This window comes from Pseudomonas sp. Root562 (assembly GCF_001427125.1).
GTDB lineage: Bacteria > Pseudomonadota > Gammaproteobacteria > Pseudomonadales > Pseudomonadaceae > Aquipseudomonas.
This window is the reverse complement of sequence record NZ_LMGK01000001.1, coordinates 473,141-488,282: the sequence shown is the minus strand read 5'-3', so window position 1 is coordinate 488,282 and position 15,142 is coordinate 473,141. Positions and strand designations below refer to the sequence as shown.

At 59.8% G+C, this 15,142-nt stretch carries 14 protein-coding genes; 6 read left to right on the top strand and 8 right to left on the bottom strand.

Annotated elements, in window-relative coordinates:
- Positions 1–10 precede the first annotated feature (10 nt).
- The 5 genes from ureE to ASD60_RS02170 all read left to right on the top strand — a co-directional run bounded on the left by ureE (position 11) and on the right by ASD60_RS02170 (position 3,832).
- A complete protein-coding gene (gene ureE / locus ASD60_RS02190; protein ID WP_056852407.1) occupies positions 11–511 on the top strand; it encodes an urease accessory protein UreE in 501 nt (166 codons plus the stop codon).
- Entirely contained in the window at positions 508–1,182 is a 675-nt protein-coding gene (locus ASD60_RS02185) for an urease accessory protein UreF (protein ID WP_056852406.1), read from the top strand. Before ureE ends, ASD60_RS02185 begins: the two co-directional genes overlap by 4 nt.
- A gap of 23 nt (positions 1,183–1,205) precedes the next feature.
- Positions 1,206–1,820, top strand: a complete 615-nt coding sequence (gene ureG, locus ASD60_RS02180; protein ID WP_056852405.1) for an urease accessory protein UreG — start codon at positions 1,206–1,208, stop codon at positions 1,818–1,820.
- 27 nt (positions 1,821–1,847) lie between these two features.
- Positions 1,848–2,420 (top strand): HupE/UreJ family protein, encoded by a 573-nt coding sequence (locus ASD60_RS02175; RefSeq protein ID WP_056852404.1) that lies wholly within the window; start codon positions 1,848–1,850, stop codon positions 2,418–2,420.
- 278 nt (positions 2,421–2,698) lie between these two features.
- Positions 2,699–3,832: an AGE family epimerase/isomerase gene (locus ASD60_RS02170; protein WP_056852403.1), complete on the top strand. Its 1,134-nt coding sequence runs from the start codon at positions 2,699–2,701 to the stop codon at positions 3,830–3,832.
- 48 nt (positions 3,833–3,880) lie between these two features.
- On the opposite strand, the gene ASD60_RS02165 is transcribed toward ASD60_RS02170, so the two are convergent.
- The 8 genes from ASD60_RS02165 to amaB form a co-directional block, all read right to left on the bottom strand.
- Positions 3,881–4,651 (bottom strand): SDR family oxidoreductase, encoded by a 771-nt coding sequence (locus ASD60_RS02165; RefSeq protein ID WP_056852402.1) that lies wholly within the window; start codon positions 4,649–4,651, stop codon positions 3,881–3,883.
- A gap of 838 nt (positions 4,652–5,489) precedes the next feature.
- On the bottom strand, positions 5,490–6,206 hold the full coding sequence (locus ASD60_RS02160; protein WP_056852401.1) for an ABC transporter ATP-binding protein: 717 nt from the start codon (positions 6,204–6,206) through the stop codon (positions 5,490–5,492).
- On the bottom strand, positions 6,203–7,075 hold the full coding sequence (locus tag ASD60_RS02155) for an ABC transporter ATP-binding protein (RefSeq protein WP_056852400.1): 873 nt from the start codon (positions 7,073–7,075) through the stop codon (positions 6,203–6,205). Before ASD60_RS02155 ends, ASD60_RS02160 begins: the two co-directional genes overlap by 4 nt.
- Positions 7,072–8,355: a high-affinity branched-chain amino acid ABC transporter permease LivM gene (livM, locus tag ASD60_RS02150; protein WP_056852399.1), complete on the bottom strand. Its 1,284-nt coding sequence runs from the start codon at positions 8,353–8,355 to the stop codon at positions 7,072–7,074. The genes ASD60_RS02155 and livM overlap by 4 nt, the downstream gene beginning before the upstream one ends.
- Positions 8,356–8,358: 3 nt before the next feature.
- The gene (locus ASD60_RS02145; RefSeq protein ID WP_056852398.1) at positions 8,359–9,273 is read right to left on the bottom strand and encodes an ABC transporter permease subunit; all 915 of its coding nucleotides are present in this window, start codon (positions 9,271–9,273) and stop codon (positions 8,359–8,361) included.
- Positions 9,274–9,513: 240 nt separating this feature from the next.
- Complete coding sequence (locus ASD60_RS02140) at positions 9,514–10,647, bottom strand: ABC transporter substrate-binding protein (RefSeq protein ID WP_056852397.1); 1,134 nt, start codon at positions 10,645–10,647, stop codon at positions 9,514–9,516.
- Between the two features lie 362 nt (positions 10,648–11,009).
- Positions 11,010–12,293, bottom strand: coding sequence for an L-pipecolate oxidase (amaA, locus tag ASD60_RS02135; protein ID WP_056852396.1), 1,284 nt, complete (start codon positions 12,291–12,293; stop codon positions 11,010–11,012).
- Between the two features lie 158 nt (positions 12,294–12,451).
- Positions 12,452–13,942, bottom strand: coding sequence for an L-piperidine-6-carboxylate dehydrogenase (amaB, locus tag ASD60_RS02130; RefSeq protein WP_056852395.1), 1,491 nt, complete (start codon positions 13,940–13,942; stop codon positions 12,452–12,454).
- Between the two features lie 176 nt (positions 13,943–14,118).
- On the opposite strand from amaB, the gene ASD60_RS02125 reads away from it, so the two are divergent.
- Positions 14,119–15,030 carry a LysR family transcriptional regulator gene (locus ASD60_RS02125; protein ID WP_056852394.1) on the top strand — a complete coding sequence of 304 codons (912 nt, stop codon included), beginning with the start codon at positions 14,119–14,121 and terminating at the stop codon, positions 15,028–15,030.
- Positions 15,031–15,142 lie beyond the last annotated feature (112 nt).

The following is a 15,142-nucleotide window of genomic DNA, read 5'->3' as shown; positions in this document are numbered from 1 at the left end:
AAGCTTTCCGATGCTGGTGATTCATCGCAGAATCGACCCTCAACCCATTTGGGCCGCCGAGTTGCACCTGACGTTCGAAGCCCGGAGCAAAAGCCGCCTGCGCTGTTTCAGTGCCGAGGGTGAAGACGTCGGCTTGTTTCTGGAGCGCGGGCAATCGCCGCTGTACGACGGCGAATGTCTCCACGCCGAAGACGGGCGCATCGTTCGTGTCTGTGCCCGCCCCGAACAACTGCTGCACGTGACCTGCGCCAATGCCTTCGAACTGACCCGCGCTGCCTATCACCTGGGCAATCGCCACGTTGCCCTGCAAGTCGGTGACGGTTGGCTGCGCCTGCTCGACGATTACGTGCTCAAGGCCATGCTCGAACAACTGGGCGCCCATGCCGAAAACATCGAAGCCCCGTTCCAGCCGGAACACGGTGCCTACGGCGGTGGCCATCACCATTCGCGCCACGGCGATGAAGATTTCAATTACCCGCCCAAGCTCCATCAGTTCGGCGTACGCCTGTGAACCCCGCCTGGGCATTGCTGCGCCTGGCCAGTCCGCAATTGCCGATCGGCGGCTACAGCTATTCCCAAGGTCTGGAAATGGCAGTGGAGAACGGCCGTGTCCATGACCCGGACAGCGCGCGGCGCTGGATAAGCGATCAACTGCTGCTCAATCTCGCCCGTTTCGAGGCGCCGCTGTTGCTCGCCCATTGCGTTGCCGCCGCCGAGGAAAACTGGAGCGAATTGCTGCAACGTTGTGAAGAACACCGCGCCAGCCGGGAAACCCGCGAACTGCATCAGGAAAGCCGGCAGATGGGTTACTCCCTGCAACAACTGCTCACCGGCCTGCCGGAGCTCGATGCAGCGGCCCGCGCCTTTCTGCAGCAACGCCCCGAGCCGCACCTGGCCCTGGGCTGGGCGCTGGCCGCCCGCGCCTGGCGGATCAGCCCGCAGGATGCGCTGGCCGCCTGGCTCTGGAGCTGGCTTGAGAATCAATTGGCGGTGCTGATGAAAACCCTGCCGCTGGGCCAGCAAGCCGCCCAGCGCCTGACCAGCGAACTGCTGCCGCTGCTGCAACAAGCCCAGCAGAGCGCCAGCCAGATCAACCCCGAACACTATGGCAGCGCCGCGTTTGGCCTGTCCCTGGCCTGTATGGCCCATGAGCGGCAGTACAGCCGTCTGTTCCGTTCCTAGGGCCTGTTACTTTGGAGAACTACATGAACACTCAACCTCTGCGCGTAGGCATTGGCGGCCCGGTCGGTTCCGGCAAAACCGCCCTGACCCTGGCCCTGTGCCTGGCCCTGCGCGACCGTTACAACCTGGCCGTCGTGACCAATGACATCTATACCCGCGAAGACGCTGATTTTCTGGTGCGCAATGAAGCACTGGCACCGGAACGCATCATTGGCGTGGAGACTGGCGGTTGCCCACACACGGCCATTCGCGAAGACGCCTCGATCAATCTCGAAGCCGTGGATCAACTCAACCGCCGTTTTCCAGGGCTGGACCTGATTCTCGTGGAGTCCGGTGGCGACAATCTATCGGCCACTTTCAGCCCGGAACTGTCGGACCTGACCATCTACGTGATCGACGTTTCCGCAGGCGACAAGCTGCCACGCAAAGGCGGGCCGGGCATCTGCAAATCCGATCTGCTGGTGATCAACAAGATCGACCTGGCGCCCCTGGTGGGCGCATCGCTGACCCTGATGGACAGCGACACCACACGCATGCGCAACGGCAAACCGTTTGTCTTCAGCAACCAGAAAACCGGCCAGGGCCTGGAAGACATCATTGCCTTCATTGAGCGCCAAGGCTTGCTGACCGCCGCCTGATCAAGATTTATTCACAAGGAAGCTTCCATGACACTCAAACGCATTTTGGCCGCCGCGGCCCTGTTGCTGACCCCTGCCCTCGCTTTTGCCCACCCGGGGCACGGCGACAATGGCTTGATCGCCGGTATCAGTCACCCGATCGGCGGCCTCGATCACTTGCTGGCAATGCTCGCGGTCGGCCTTTGGGCGGCACAACAAAAAGGCGCGGCGCGCTGGGCGCTGCCCTGCACTTTCGTCGCGACCATGCTGATCGGTGGCCTGCTGGGTTTTGAAGGGCTGAACCTGCCGGCACTGGAAAGCGGGATTGCCGCGTCGGTCCTGACGCTGGGCCTGGCAGTAGCGCTGGCGGTGCGTCCACCGTTGAGCCTGGCGATAGTTGCCACGGCATTGTTTGCCTTGTTCCATGGCGTGGCCCATGGCCTGGAACTGCCGGACATGTCCAGCCCGTGGGCGTATGCCGCCGGGTTCGTTGCGGCAACCGCTGCCTTGCATGCGGCGGGTTATGCGCTGGTGCGGGTATTGCCGCAGGCTGCTGCACCGTTGGTGCGACTGGCGGGTGCAGCTTCGGCGGCGACTGGGGTCTGGTTGTTGGCGGGCTGAATTTCTGGCGTTTGTCAGCCTCATCGCGGGCAAGCCATGCTCCTACAGGTCCTGTGTTGATCGTTCCCACGCTCTGCGTGGGAATGCACCCCGGGACGCTCCGCGTCCCAAAAGGCCGAACGCCGAGCGTCCGTTGAGGCATTCCCACGCAGAGCGTGGGAACGATCGAAGTCCCAGCATACAAGCTGGCTTGCCAGCGATGGCGGTCGGAAAGACACCACATCTCTCAGGCCTGCTACCATGTCGCGCAACCAAACCTGCCGTGACGACGCCAGCCAATGCCGCATGTTCCCCGCTCTGCCTCCCACCCTGAATTGACCGCCCTGTTCGCCTCGGTGCAACAGCACTTTGAAGGTGTGATCGTGCCACTTTGGCAAGGTCCCGGCTGGAATGCCGACATGGCGTTGCCGTATGAAGCACTGGACGCCGCGCATCATCCGTTGCCTGCACAACGCTACCGGGCCATGGCCTGTGCACGCCAGTTGTATCTGTTTGCCAGCCTGATCGGCCAGGTACCGGCCGCCGAAGAGCGCGCGGCGGCGCTGTTTCGTTCCTTGCAACGACACTTTCACGACGCCGAGCACGGCGGCTGGTTCTACAGCATCGATCCGCAGGGTGCACCGCTGGATCAGCGCAAAGACCTCTACACCCACGCCTTCATCCTGTTCGCCTGTGCCCATTATTGGGACAAGGTCCGCGAACCGTTGGTGGAATCTGTACTCAACGCCGCGCTGGAAGTCATCGCCCGGCGCTTTTCCACAGGCGACGGCCTGTACGAAGCCAGCCTCGATAGAGACTGGTCGTCGCTCGGCAGCGGCCCCCTGCAAAACCCGTTGATGCACTTGGCCGAAGCCTTCCTCGCTACGTTGTCGGTGCGCGAAGACATTGCCGTGCAGCGCGCGCTCATCGAGTTATGCACAGCCATGCAGAAACGCTTCGTCGACCCGCAACACGGCGTATTGATGGAGAAACCGCTGGGAACTGTGGATAACTGGTTCGAGCCGGGGCATCAGTTCGAATGGTATTTCTTGCTGGAGTCTTCAGTGCTGCTGCGCGGATCGAAACTGCATGCCTCACTGGAACGCGCCTTTGCCTTTACCGAGCAACTGGGCGTGGATCAATCCTGCGGCGCGATACGCGCCATGCTCGACCTCGGACCTGACGGCGGCTCGCGAGATGCAACCCAGCGTATCTGGGCTCAGGCTGAATACCTGCGGGCATTGACACTGCGACCGCACAGCGAAGCCACGGTGTTGCGCCAATTGCAGGCGCTGCAACAGCATTTTCTGCATGCCGGTGGCTGGCACGAATGCCGCGACGAACACGGCGAAGTCAGCCGTCGGGACATGCCGTCGACCACGCCTTATCACCTGGCAACCTGTTATCGCGGGCTTGCCGATTATCTTCGCTGATGTTTGGTCGCAATCGCGGGCAAGCCCGCGATTGGCCGTCACACGCTCTTAAGCCTTGCCACCACTGCGATCAATCGCAAAACCGGCCCATGCCTGGCTGACCGGCATCAGTTCCAGGCTGTTGATGTTGATGTGCGCCGGAGCATTGAGGACCCAGAAAATGGTGTCGGCAATGTCTTGCGGCTGGATCGGCTCGGCACCGGCGTAGGTCGCGTTATACCGTTCCTGATCACCGGCAAAACGCACCAGAGAAAACTCGCTCTCGCACAGGCCCGGCTCGATGTTGCTGACCCGCACGCCTGTGCCCTGCAAATCGCAGCGCAGGTTCAGGGAGAACTGTTTAACGAAGGCCTTGGTTGCGCCGTACACGTGGCTGCCCGGATACGGATAGTTGCCGGCGACGGAACCCAGGTTGACGATGCCGGCACCACGACCGTGGGCGATCAGGCGCGGCAACAGCAGTCGGGTGCTGTACATCAAACCTTTGACGTTGGTGTCGACCATCGTGTCCCAATCGTCGAGATCGCACTTGGGAGCCGGATCGACGCCCAGCGCCAGGCCGGCGTTGTTGATCAGCCCGCGCAGTTTGGCGAAGGACGGCGGCAGGTTGGCAATGGCTTGTTCCATCGCCTGGCGATCCCGTACATCAAGCACCAGGCCATGCACTTCAGTCTGCTTCGACAACTCGGCGCACAGCGCATTGAGGCGTTCTTCACGACGACCGGTCAGCACCAGTTTCCAGCCCGCCTCGGCAAAACGACGGGCACAGGCTTCACCAAAACCGGAAGTCGCGCCGGTAATAAACAGGGTGTTGGACATCGTGTTCTCCTTGCTTCGGCTGTCGGTCAGCCATGGGAATAGACAATCAACGGGCAGCATGCCCGGCCTTGCTCACACGGGCAACCACCGCGAGCCTGTTCAAAAAATGATCTAATCGCGCAACGCCTTACCCTCCGTGGCTTGCAGCCATGTGCCCGCACGTTATCCACAGGCCGGTCCACAGTCTTTGGGGGCAAGTGGAAAAGCTGCAAGCCGCTATCCACAAGGCTTAGCGCGGGGTTTTGAAACTTTTTTGCTTGACCCTCAAGCACCTGCTGTGTAGCCCATGGCCATTTTCATGACTGACAGGTCAAATCAACGATGGCGCCAAGCCAGCAACCACGGCCTTCAGCCGAGTCTTTCCAGAGTTTAGTCACAGACTTATCCACAGGCTTGTGCACACCCGATTCGCTGATTTTCACTGCCAACAAAAAGGTTGACAAAGTGCTCTTTCAGCCAAGTAAAAACCACTGATCAAAAAACAACCACACCTCTGCACGCCACGGTTTCAAAGGGCTTCAGCCAGCTACTCCCACGTTATTCACAGCCAGCTCCACAGTAATCGGGGACAAGTCAAAACCGTGACAAAACAACTATTTGCAGCGGCTTTATGTCGCGGTTTGGGAGCTCGGGGAATTTGTTTTCCACAATTTCAAAAGAATGCCCCGCTGCCCCTGTGGGAGTGAGCCTGCTCGCGATAGCGTCGGTACGCCCTGGATGGATATGACTCACACATCGTCATCGCTTGCAGGCTCACTCCTACAGGGAGCCGTGGTGTTTGCGAGATATAAAAAAGCCCCGGCGATTGCGCGCCGGGGCTGTGCATAACGAAGCCGACTCAGTGCCCGCCAAGATAGGCGTTACGCACATCCTCGTTGACCAGCAACTCCTTGCCAGTGCCGGTCATGCGGATTTCGCCGTTGACCATCACATAGGCGCGGTCGGACAAGCGCAGGGCATGGTTGGCGTTCTGCTCGACCAGGAAGATGGTCATGCCGGTTTGCGCCAGTTCCCGCAGGGTGGCGAAAATCTGCTTCACCACAATGGGTGCCAGGCCGAGGCTGGGCTCATCGAGCAACAGCAATTTCGGCCGACTCATCAGCGCACGGGCGATGGCGAGCATTTGCTGTTCACCACCAGACATGGTCATTGCGCGCTGGGTTCGCCGTTCTTCAAGTCGCGGAAACAACTTGAACATGCGTTGCATGTCCTCCTTGGCGTACTTGTCACCAATCGGAATGGTGCCCATCAGCAGGTTTTCCTCGACGGTCATGTCGGGGAACACCCGCCGCCCTTCCGGCGACTGTGCAATGCCGTTGGAGGCGATGTAGTGCGACGACTTGTGGGTAATGTTCACGCCTTGGTAGAGGATCTGCCCGTCCGCCGCGCGCGGCTGACCGAAGATCGACATCAGCAGGGTCGACTTGCCCGCGCCGTTGGAGCCGATTAGGCTGACGGTTTCCCCTTCGTTGATATGCAGCGAGACTTTCTTCAGGGCCTGGATCGGCCCGTAAAACACGTCCAGTTCCTTGAGTTCGAGGATGGGTTGGGTCATACCACTTCCTCTTCGTCGGCGCCCAGGTAGGCGGCAATCACTTTCGGATCGTTGCGGATGTCGTCGGGACCGCCCTCGGCGATCACGATGCCGTGGTCCAGCACCACGATGTGGTCGGAAATACTCATAACCATGCCCATGTCGTGTTCGATCAGCACCACGGTCAGATCGTGCTCGTCGCGCAGCAGCCGGATCATCGCGCTCAGCGCTTCGGTTTCCTGAGGGTTGAGGCCAGCGGCCGGTTCGTCGAGGCAGATGATCTGCGGACGGGTACACATGGCCCGGGCGATTTCCAGACGGCGTTGCTGGCCGTAGGACAGTTCACCGGCCAGGCGGTTGGCGCAGTCCACCAGGTCCACCACTTCCAGCCAGTAGAACGCGTGGTCCAGCGCATCGCTTTCAGCTTTGCGGTAACCCTTGGTGTTGAGAATGCCAGCCAGCATGCTGCGGTTGACCCACATGTGCTGGGCCACCAGCAGGTTTTCCAGCACCGACATTTCCTTGAACAGGCGAATGTTCTGGAAAGTCCGCGCCAGCCCGGCACGGTTCACCAGGTGGGTGCCGCCAAACATCTTGTAGCGCAGCCGGGTGATGAAGTTTTTAGGCGAGACGAAATCGGTCGGTTTGAACGATTCGCCGAGCAACTGGATGACGTTGGTCCTTTCGCCACGCACATTGAGTTCGATCTTGCCGCCGGAAGCCTTGTAGAACCCGGTCAGGCAGTTGAACACCGTGGTCTTGCCGGCGCCATTGGGACCGATCAGGGCGAAGATCGAATTGCGTTTGACCTGCAGGCTGACATCGTTCAACGCCTTGATGCCGCCGAAGTGCATCATCAGCTTTTCGACACTGAGTACGACTTCGCTCATGGCGCTACTCCTTTACGCGGGGTCACACCGGTGCGGCTGATCCGAATCAGGCCACGCGGTCGCCAGATCATCATCAACACCATCAGGATGCCGAACAACAGCACGCGGTACTCGGCGAAGCCACGCAGCAGTTCCGGGGCGACAGTCAGCACGAAGGCAGCAATCACCACACCAATGGTCGAGCCCATGCCACCCAGTACCACGATGGCGAGGATCAGGGCCGATTCGAAGAACGTGAACGAGGTCGGGTTGACGAAGCCCTGATAAGTGGCAAAAAACACGCCCGCCAGACCTGCCGTCGATGCACCGATGGTGAACGCCGAGAGCTTGACCAAAACGTGGTTCAGGCCCATGGAGCGGCAGGCGATCTCGTCTTCGCGCAGCGCTTCCCAGGCACGACCGACCGGCATCTTCACCAGGCGATGCTTGATGTACAGCACAGCCAGTACCACGAGGAACAACACCGCGTAGATGAAGTAGTACTTCACGTCCGGGTTATAGGCGATGCCGAAGAACTCATGGAACGGTACACCACCGTCCTTCGCCCGCTTGCCGAATTCCAGGCCGAAGAAAGTCGGCAGTGGTGCCGGCATGCCATTCGGACCGCCAGTCAGCGACAGCCAGTTATTGAGGACCAGACGGATGATTTCACCGAAGCCCAGGGTCACGATTGCCAGATAGTCACCGTGCAGACGCAGCACCGGGAAACCGAGGATGCAACCGGCCAGCCCCGCCGTGATCGCCGCCAGCGGCAGCACCGTCCAGAAGCCCAGCCCGAGGTATTGATAACCGAGTGCCAGACCATAGGCGCCGATGGCGTAGAACGCCACATAACCGAGGTCGAGCAAGCCGGCCAGGCCGACCACGATGTTCAGCCCCAGGCCCAGCAGCACGTAGATCAGCCCGAGGATGACCACGCCCAGCAGGTAGGAGTTGGAGAAAAACGGGAATACCACGGCGATGACGATTACCAGCGGAATGATCCAGCGCAACCGCGATTTGTAGTCAGGCGCCAATACATGGACGCCGGAGCCGGTTGTTTCAAAACCTTCAAGGATTCTCAAGCCCTTGGGGGTTTGCAGGAACAAGCTCAGGGCGAAACGACCGGCCATGACAATGGCGACGATCCATGCCACCCGGGTGGTTTCCATGTTGAAGCCGTAGCCATCGAGCACAACGCCGACAATCGGCCCGAACACGATCAGGGCAATGAGGCCGGCAAGAATCGCGTCAACCAGACTTTTTTTGATATCAATGGTTTTTTTAGTGGTTGAAGACATCGCTTACACCTTCGACACAAGAGGACGGCCGAGCAGGCCTTGGGGCCGAAAGACCAGAACGAGAACCAGCAGCGAGAAGCTGAATACGTCTTTGTAGTCCGAGTTCACCAGGCCGGAAAACAGCGACTCGGAAATCCCCAGGATGATCCCGCCGAGCATGGCGCCAGGCAGCGAGCCAATCCCGCCGAGCACCGCAGCGGTGAACGCCTTGATCCCGATGATGAAGCCGGCATAGAAGTCGAAAGTGCCGTAGTTCATGGTGATCAGCACGCCGGCCAGGGCCGCCATCGCTGCACCGATGATGAATACGTAGGAAATCACCCGGTCGGTGTTGATCCCGAGGATCGAAGCCATCTTGCGGTCTTGCTGGGTTGCACGGCACATGCGGCCGAGCTTGGTGTACTTGATGATGTAGGTCAGCGCAGCCATGCCGACAAACGCGGCAACCAGAATGAACACCTTGGTGTAGGTCAACTGCACGAAACCGCTACCGACCTCGACACGCCAGGCCCCTGTGAGCAACGTGGGAACGCCTTGTTGCTTGGCGCCCTGGGCGATCTGGGCGTAGTTTTGCAGGATCAGCGAAATACCGATGGCGCTGATCAGTGGTGCCAGTCGGGTGGAATTACGCAGGGGTTTGTAGGCGACACGCTCGATGACCCAGCCATACACCGCCGTGACGACGATGGTGAAGATCAACGTGCCAAGCATCAGCAGCGGAAAGGATTCGATACCGAAGTAAGCCAGCAGAGCCAGACTGATTGCCGCCAGGTAAGCGGAAATCATGTAAACCTCGCCATGGGCGAAGTTGATCATGCCGATGATGCCATAGACCATTGTGTAGCCGATGGCGATCAGGCCATAGACCGACCCGAGGGTCAGGCCGTTGACCAGTTGCTGCAGGAAAATACCATCCATAACGCAATCTCACGCAATGAGAACCTGCACATGTGGCTGTGCGGTTCCTCTAAGGAAAATACAGATATACGTCGGAGCAATGTCATTCACGATCAGGCAGACCACCACGGTCCCTGTGGGAGCTGGCTTGCCAGCGATGGCGGTTGAACATTCGACAAAAATGTCTCTTGCAAGTCCGCCCATCGCGGGCAAGCCCGCTCCCACAAGGGATCTGTGGGGTTCAGGTGATCGAATCAGCCCTTACTTCTGTTTTTCCAGTTGGTGATATTTGCCGTCCTTGTCCCACTGGTAAACAACGTAGTCGGAGACTTTCAGGTCGCCCTTGCTGTCCCAGGTCTTCTCGCCCATGACGGTCTTGACCGGGTTCTTCTTCAGCCACTCAGCGGCTTTTTCGCCATTGTTGGACTTGGCGCCGTTGAAGGCTGCAGCCAGGGTTTGCACCGAAGCGTAGGCGTACAGGGTGTAGCCTTCAGGCTCGGTACCGGCCTTGCGGAAGGCGTCTACCACGGTCTTGCTGTCTGGCAGCAGGCGTGGGTCGGCACCGAAGGTCATCAGCACGCCGTCAACGAATTGCGGACCGCCAGCGGTGGTCACCAGTTCGTCGGTCACGATGCCGTCGTCGGACATGAACTTGACGTCTTTGAGGCCTTGTTCACGCAGTTGACGAACCAGAGGGCCGGCTTCCGGGTGCAGACCACCGAAGTAGACAACGTCAGCGCCAGCGCCACGGATCTTGGTCACGATGGTGCTGAAGTCTTTCTCGCCACGGGTCAGGCCTTCGTACAGCACAGGCGTTACGCCGCGCTTGACCAGTTGAGCCTTGGTGGCGTCAGCCAGGCCTTGGCCGTAGGTGTCCTTGTCGTGCAGCACGACGACTTTCTTGCCCTTGAGCACGTCGACGATGTAATCGCCGGCCACGATGCCCTGCTGGTCGTCACGACCGCACATACGGAACATGGCGCTCAGGCCGCGTTCGGTAACCTGTGGGTTGGTGGAGCCTGGAGTAATGGCGATGATGCCCGCTTCGTCGTAGATCTCGGAGGCCGGGATGGTCGACGAGGAGCAGAAGTGACCGACGACGCCGGCCACTTTCTGGTTGGTCAGGTCTTTGGCGACCGTCACAGCCTGTTTCGGTTCGCAGGCGTCATCGCCCTTGACCAGTACGATTTTTTCCCCGTTAACCCCGCCCGCCGCGTTGACCGCATCGGCCGCCGCCTGTGCACCCTTCATGTACTGTTCGCCAAATGCCGCGTTGGCACCGGTCATTGGTCCCGCTACGCCGATCTTGATGTCAGCCTGAGCAAACGCAGAAACACCCAGCGCAGTTGCCACTGCGAGGGCCAGAAAGCCTTTCTTGTAAAACGTCTGGGACATGAGGTGATGCTCCTTGGTTTTTTTAATTGGCACTACAACTTCACTGAATGCTCAGAGCAAGGGCCGTGCCATCGGTTTTTTATTCTGAAAAAAGTCGTTGCCTTATTGTTTTTTCGACTGTTTCGAGCCCATTTTCATTGGGCGTGCAACCGTCTAAACCGCGGAAGGTAAAACCATTTTTTATTTGAGGCGCAACCCGCCTGCGCCATCATTGCAACCGCGGCTTTAAACGACGTGCAACCAGCCTGTAACAACGTGCGTCACCGAAGTGCACACTGCTGGTGCGGGACTGCTACAACCCGCACCACTACAGGCTAGCTGCAGATCGAAAAAGCGCCGCTTTGCCCTGCAAAAATCCACATTCAGATCACGATCCGCAGGCACTGGCCCGCGTGATACAGCGAAAAACCCGCCTCGTACAGGCAACTGCGCAACCCCACCCCGGCCAATGGCTGCATGGGCGCGAAGGGAATCGGCAGCGCTTGAGGATTTCCGTTACACAGGTAATCGGCAAATGCTTTGCCCACCACCGTTCCGGTAGTCACGCCACGACCGTTGTAACCGGTGACTGCCACTAAACCGGGCGCCGGTTCGAACAGGCGCATCAGATGATCGGGAGTAAAAGCGATGCAACCGGTCCAGGTGCATTCCCATTCGACCGGTTTGAGGTAAGGAAAATAATGCTGCTGCACCCGGTCGGCCCAGGCTTTGAGGAACCAGGTCGGCTTCTGATTGCCATTGCCCAGACTGCCCAGCAGCAGGCGACCGTCCTTGTCACGACGAATGCTGCTGAGCACTTGCCGGGTGTCCCAGGAACCCTGGCCACCGGGCAAGATTTGCCGAGCGGCGTCTTCGGTCAGCGGCACCGAAGCCACCTGATAGTAGTAACCGGGGAAAAAGTTACGCCGCAACTCAGTCCAGTCGCCTTCGGTATAGGCATTGGAGGCGATCACCACTTGCTCGGCCAGCACCGAACCCTGTGCAGTCTGCACCGACCAGCGCTGCCCCTGACGTTCGAGTCGGCTGACGGGTGAATGATCGAACAACTGACCGCCCAGACTGATGGCCGCCTTGGCCAGCCCCGTGGTATAGGCCATCGGGTTAAGCGTGCCGGCACGCCGATCAAGCAGCGCGGCGGCAATTTTTTTGGTGCCGGTGGCTTGTTCGCACGCTCGACCGGTGAGCAGTTCCACCGGTGCACCTCGGCGTTTCCATTGTTCTTCACGACTGCGCAAGTCGGCTTCGCCGCGGGCGTTGTGCGCCATGTGCAGCGTGCCTTCGCGGCGCAACTGGCAATCGATGTTGTATTTATCCACAAGGCTGAACACCAGGGACGGGGCCGCACCGAGCATGCGGTTGAGCTGGCTGCCGACCTCAGTGCCAAACCCGGCTTCAATCTCGTCCGGGGGAATCCACATGCCCGCATTGACCAGCCCGACGTTGCGCCCCGAGCCGCCATGCCCGGCGCGATGGGCTTCCAGCACGCAAACGGTTTTGCCCTGTTCCAGCAGATGCACCGCCGCCGACAAACCGGTAAACCCGGCGCCGATGACGCAGACATCGACCTTCACTTCCCCCTTGAGCGCCGCGTTGTCGGGCCTTTGCGGCGTCAGTTTTTCCCACAGACACTCTTCGCGTAACGGCATTGCCAGACTCCAACAGAAACCTAACTAACACACCATTTACCTGTGGGAGCGGGCTTGCCCGCGATAGCGTCAGCACCTTCAACATCCAGGTGACTGACCGATTGCCATCGCGGGCAAGCCCGCTCCCACAGTGATCTTCATGGGTTCAAAAGTTGTATTTAATCGAACGTGATGCCCTGGGCCAACGGCAACTCCAGCGAGTAGTTCACGGTGTTGGTTTGACGACGCATGTAGCCGCGCCATGCATCGGAGCCCGACTCACGGCCGCCGCCGGTTTCTTTCTCGCCACCGAACGCGCCGCCGATTTCCGCACCGCTCGGGCCGATGTTGACGTTGGCAATGCCGCAGTCACTGCCTACCGCCGACATGAACTGCTCGGCTTCACGCACATCGGTGGTGAAGATGCACGAGGACAGGCCTTGCGGCACGGCATTGTTCAGACGCAAGGCTTCGTTGAAGTCGCTGTAGCCGACCACGTACAGAATTGGTGCGAAGGTTTCGTGGCAGACCACATCACTCTGCTCCGGCATTTCGACGATGGCTGGCGATACGTAGTAGGCATTCGGGAACTTGTCTTGCAGTTGACGCTTGCCGCCGAACACCTTGCCGCCTTCGCTCAAGGCCTGCTCCAGCGCGTCCTGCATGTTCTCGAAGCTTTGCTTGTCGATCAGCGGGCCGATCAGGTTGCCTTCCAGCGGATGGCCGATGCGCACTTTGGAGTAAGCGGCTTTCAGGCGAGTGACGATTTCTTCTTTGACTGACTCATGGGCAATCAGGCGACGCAAGGTGGTGCAACGCTGGCCGGCGGTGCCGACGGCGCTGAACAGAATCGCACGAACGGCCATGTCCAGGTCGGCGCTTGGGCCCAGGATCATCGCGTTGTTGCCACCCAGTTCGAGAATACTGCGGGCGAAGCGTGCGGCGATTTTCGGCGCAACTTCGCGCCCCATGCGGGTGCTGCCGGTGGCGCTGACCAGCGCGACACGCGGATCATCAACCAAGGCTTCGCCGGCATCGCGACCGCCGATGATGACCTGGCTCAGGTGCGGCGGTGCGTCGCTGAAGTTCTTCAGCACGCGATCGAACAGCGCCTGGCAGGCCAGGGCGGTCAGCGGGGTTTTCTCCGACGGTTTCCAGATCACCGGGTTACCGCAGACCAGCGCCAGCGTGGCGTTCCAGGCCCAGACCGCGACCGGGAAGTTGAACGCACTGATCACGCCAACCACGCCCAGCGGATGCCAGGTTTCGCGCATGTGGTGGCCAGGACGCTCGGAAGCGATGGTCAAGCCGTACAACTGACGGGACAGACCGACGGCGAAATCGCAGATGTCGATCATCTCCTGAACCTCACCCAGACCTTCCTGAGTGATCTTGCCCGCTTCCCACGACACCAGCTCGCCGAGATCGGCCTTGTACTCACGCAGGATGTCGCCCAGTTGACGCACCAGCTCGCCACGGCGCGGCGCCGGCACCTTGCGCCACAGCTCGAACGCATGATCTGCGCGACTGATGTGCTGCTCGACTTCAGCGGCGCCTTCCCAGTTCACGGCGGCGATGCGACTGCCGTCGATGGGCGAATGCACAGGCACTTTGCCGTTCTGGTACAGGGCCGGGTTTACACCAAGACGATCAAGCAATGCGGCAACCATGGGTCACTCCTCAAGCAAAAAACGGAACGGGTGCAGTCGCAGCAACACGACTGATCAGACCTGTAGTTTTAGCGCCACGCAGGTTACTCAACAAACGACCATTAAGAGAGATATCATTCCGTTTATTCATGCTGTGCATTGCTGGCAATAAAGAAACAAGAACAAAAGGACCGCCCATGCTGAACAAACGCTATTTGCCATCGATCGCTGCCCTGCAGTGTTTCGAAGCCGTGACCCGGCATTTGAGCTTTACCCGGGCTGCCGAAGAATTGAACCTGACCCAGAGCGCCGTCAGCAAGCAGGTGGCACAACTGGAAGAGCTATTGCAGCACCTGTTGTTTCGCCGGGTGCGTCGACGCCTGCAAATGACCCCGGCGGGCGATCTGTATCTGGTGGAAGTACGGAAAATCCTCACGCAGGTCGAGATGTCGACGCATTACTTGCGTTCCTACGGCGGCGAAACCGAAGTCCTGCGCGTCTCGACACCGTCGACCTTCGGCGCGCGCTGGCTGGTCCCACGCCTCAAAGGCTGGCGGCTGCGTCATCCGTCGATCCATCTGGACCTGTGCAACGAACAGGAAGCCGACGACTTGCTGCAGGGTCGCAGCGATCTGGCGTTCTACTTCGGCCAGGGGTCACGCCCCGGTACCGAATGCCTGAAGCTGTTCAGCGAAGAGTTGGTGCCTGTGTGTGCTCCCGGCAGCCTGCCGGAGGTACCGTTTACCGACCCGACGCAACTCACCGACCTGGTCCTGCTGCAAAACGCCTCCAGGCCTCAGGCGTGGCATGACTGGTTCGACAGTCAGGGCTACCACACCGAACACAGCTACCACGGCCCGCGCTTCGAAACCTTTTATATGTGCATCCGCGCCGCTCAAGTCGGCTGTGGCGTCGCATTGCTGCCGCGCTTTCTGGTGGAAGAGGAACTGGCAGACGGCAAGCTGGTCATTCCATGGCAGCATGCAATGCCCAGCACCGACGCCTATTACCTGGCGTATCCGGAACACTCGGCGGAAGTGCCCAAGGTGCGGGATTTCGTGAAGTGGATGCTGGAGCAGGTTGATAGCCCGGATGCAGCGCAGCTTTAACGTCTTGCACTTCCCTGTGGCGAGGGGGCTTGCCCCCGCTGGGTTACGCAGCAACCCCAAAACTTGCAACTTCGAAGCCGAAGCTATTGCGACTGCTGCGCAGCCGGACGGG

Coding starts and splice junctions, on each gene's coding strand:
- ASD60_RS02155 (WP_056852400.1), bottom strand. CDS start 7,075: ATGAGCGAAGTCGTACTCAGTGTCGAAAAGCTGATGATGCACTTCGGC.
- ASD60_RS02140 (WP_056852397.1), bottom strand. CDS start 10,647: ATGTCCCAGACGTTTTACAAGAAAGGCTTTCTGGCCCTCGCAGTGGCA.
- amaA (WP_056852396.1), bottom strand. CDS start 12,293: ATGCCGTTACGCGAAGAGTGTCTGTGGGAAAAACTGACGCCGCAAAGG.
- ASD60_RS02170 (WP_056852403.1), top strand. CDS start 2,699: ATGCCGCATGTTCCCCGCTCTGCCTCCCACCCTGAATTGACCGCCCTG.
- ASD60_RS02125 (WP_056852394.1), top strand. CDS start 14,119: ATGCTGAACAAACGCTATTTGCCATCGATCGCTGCCCTGCAGTGTTTC.
- ASD60_RS02145 (WP_056852398.1), bottom strand. CDS start 9,273: ATGGATGGTATTTTCCTGCAGCAACTGGTCAACGGCCTGACCCTCGGG.
- ASD60_RS02160 (WP_056852401.1), bottom strand. CDS start 6,206: ATGACCCAACCCATCCTCGAACTCAAGGAACTGGACGTGTTTTACGGG.
- ASD60_RS02175 (WP_056852404.1), top strand. CDS start 1,848: ATGACACTCAAACGCATTTTGGCCGCCGCGGCCCTGTTGCTGACCCCT.
- ureG (WP_056852405.1), top strand. CDS start 1,206: ATGAACACTCAACCTCTGCGCGTAGGCATTGGCGGCCCGGTCGGTTCC.
- ASD60_RS02165 (WP_056852402.1), bottom strand. CDS start 4,651: ATGTCCAACACCCTGTTTATTACCGGCGCGACTTCCGGTTTTGGTGAA.
- ureE (WP_056852407.1), top strand. CDS start 11: ATGCTGGTGATTCATCGCAGAATCGACCCTCAACCCATTTGGGCCGCC.
- livM (WP_056852399.1), bottom strand. CDS start 8,355: ATGTCTTCAACCACTAAAAAAACCATTGATATCAAAAAAAGTCTGGTT.
- amaB (WP_056852395.1), bottom strand. CDS start 13,942: ATGGTTGCCGCATTGCTTGATCGTCTTGGTGTAAACCCGGCCCTGTAC.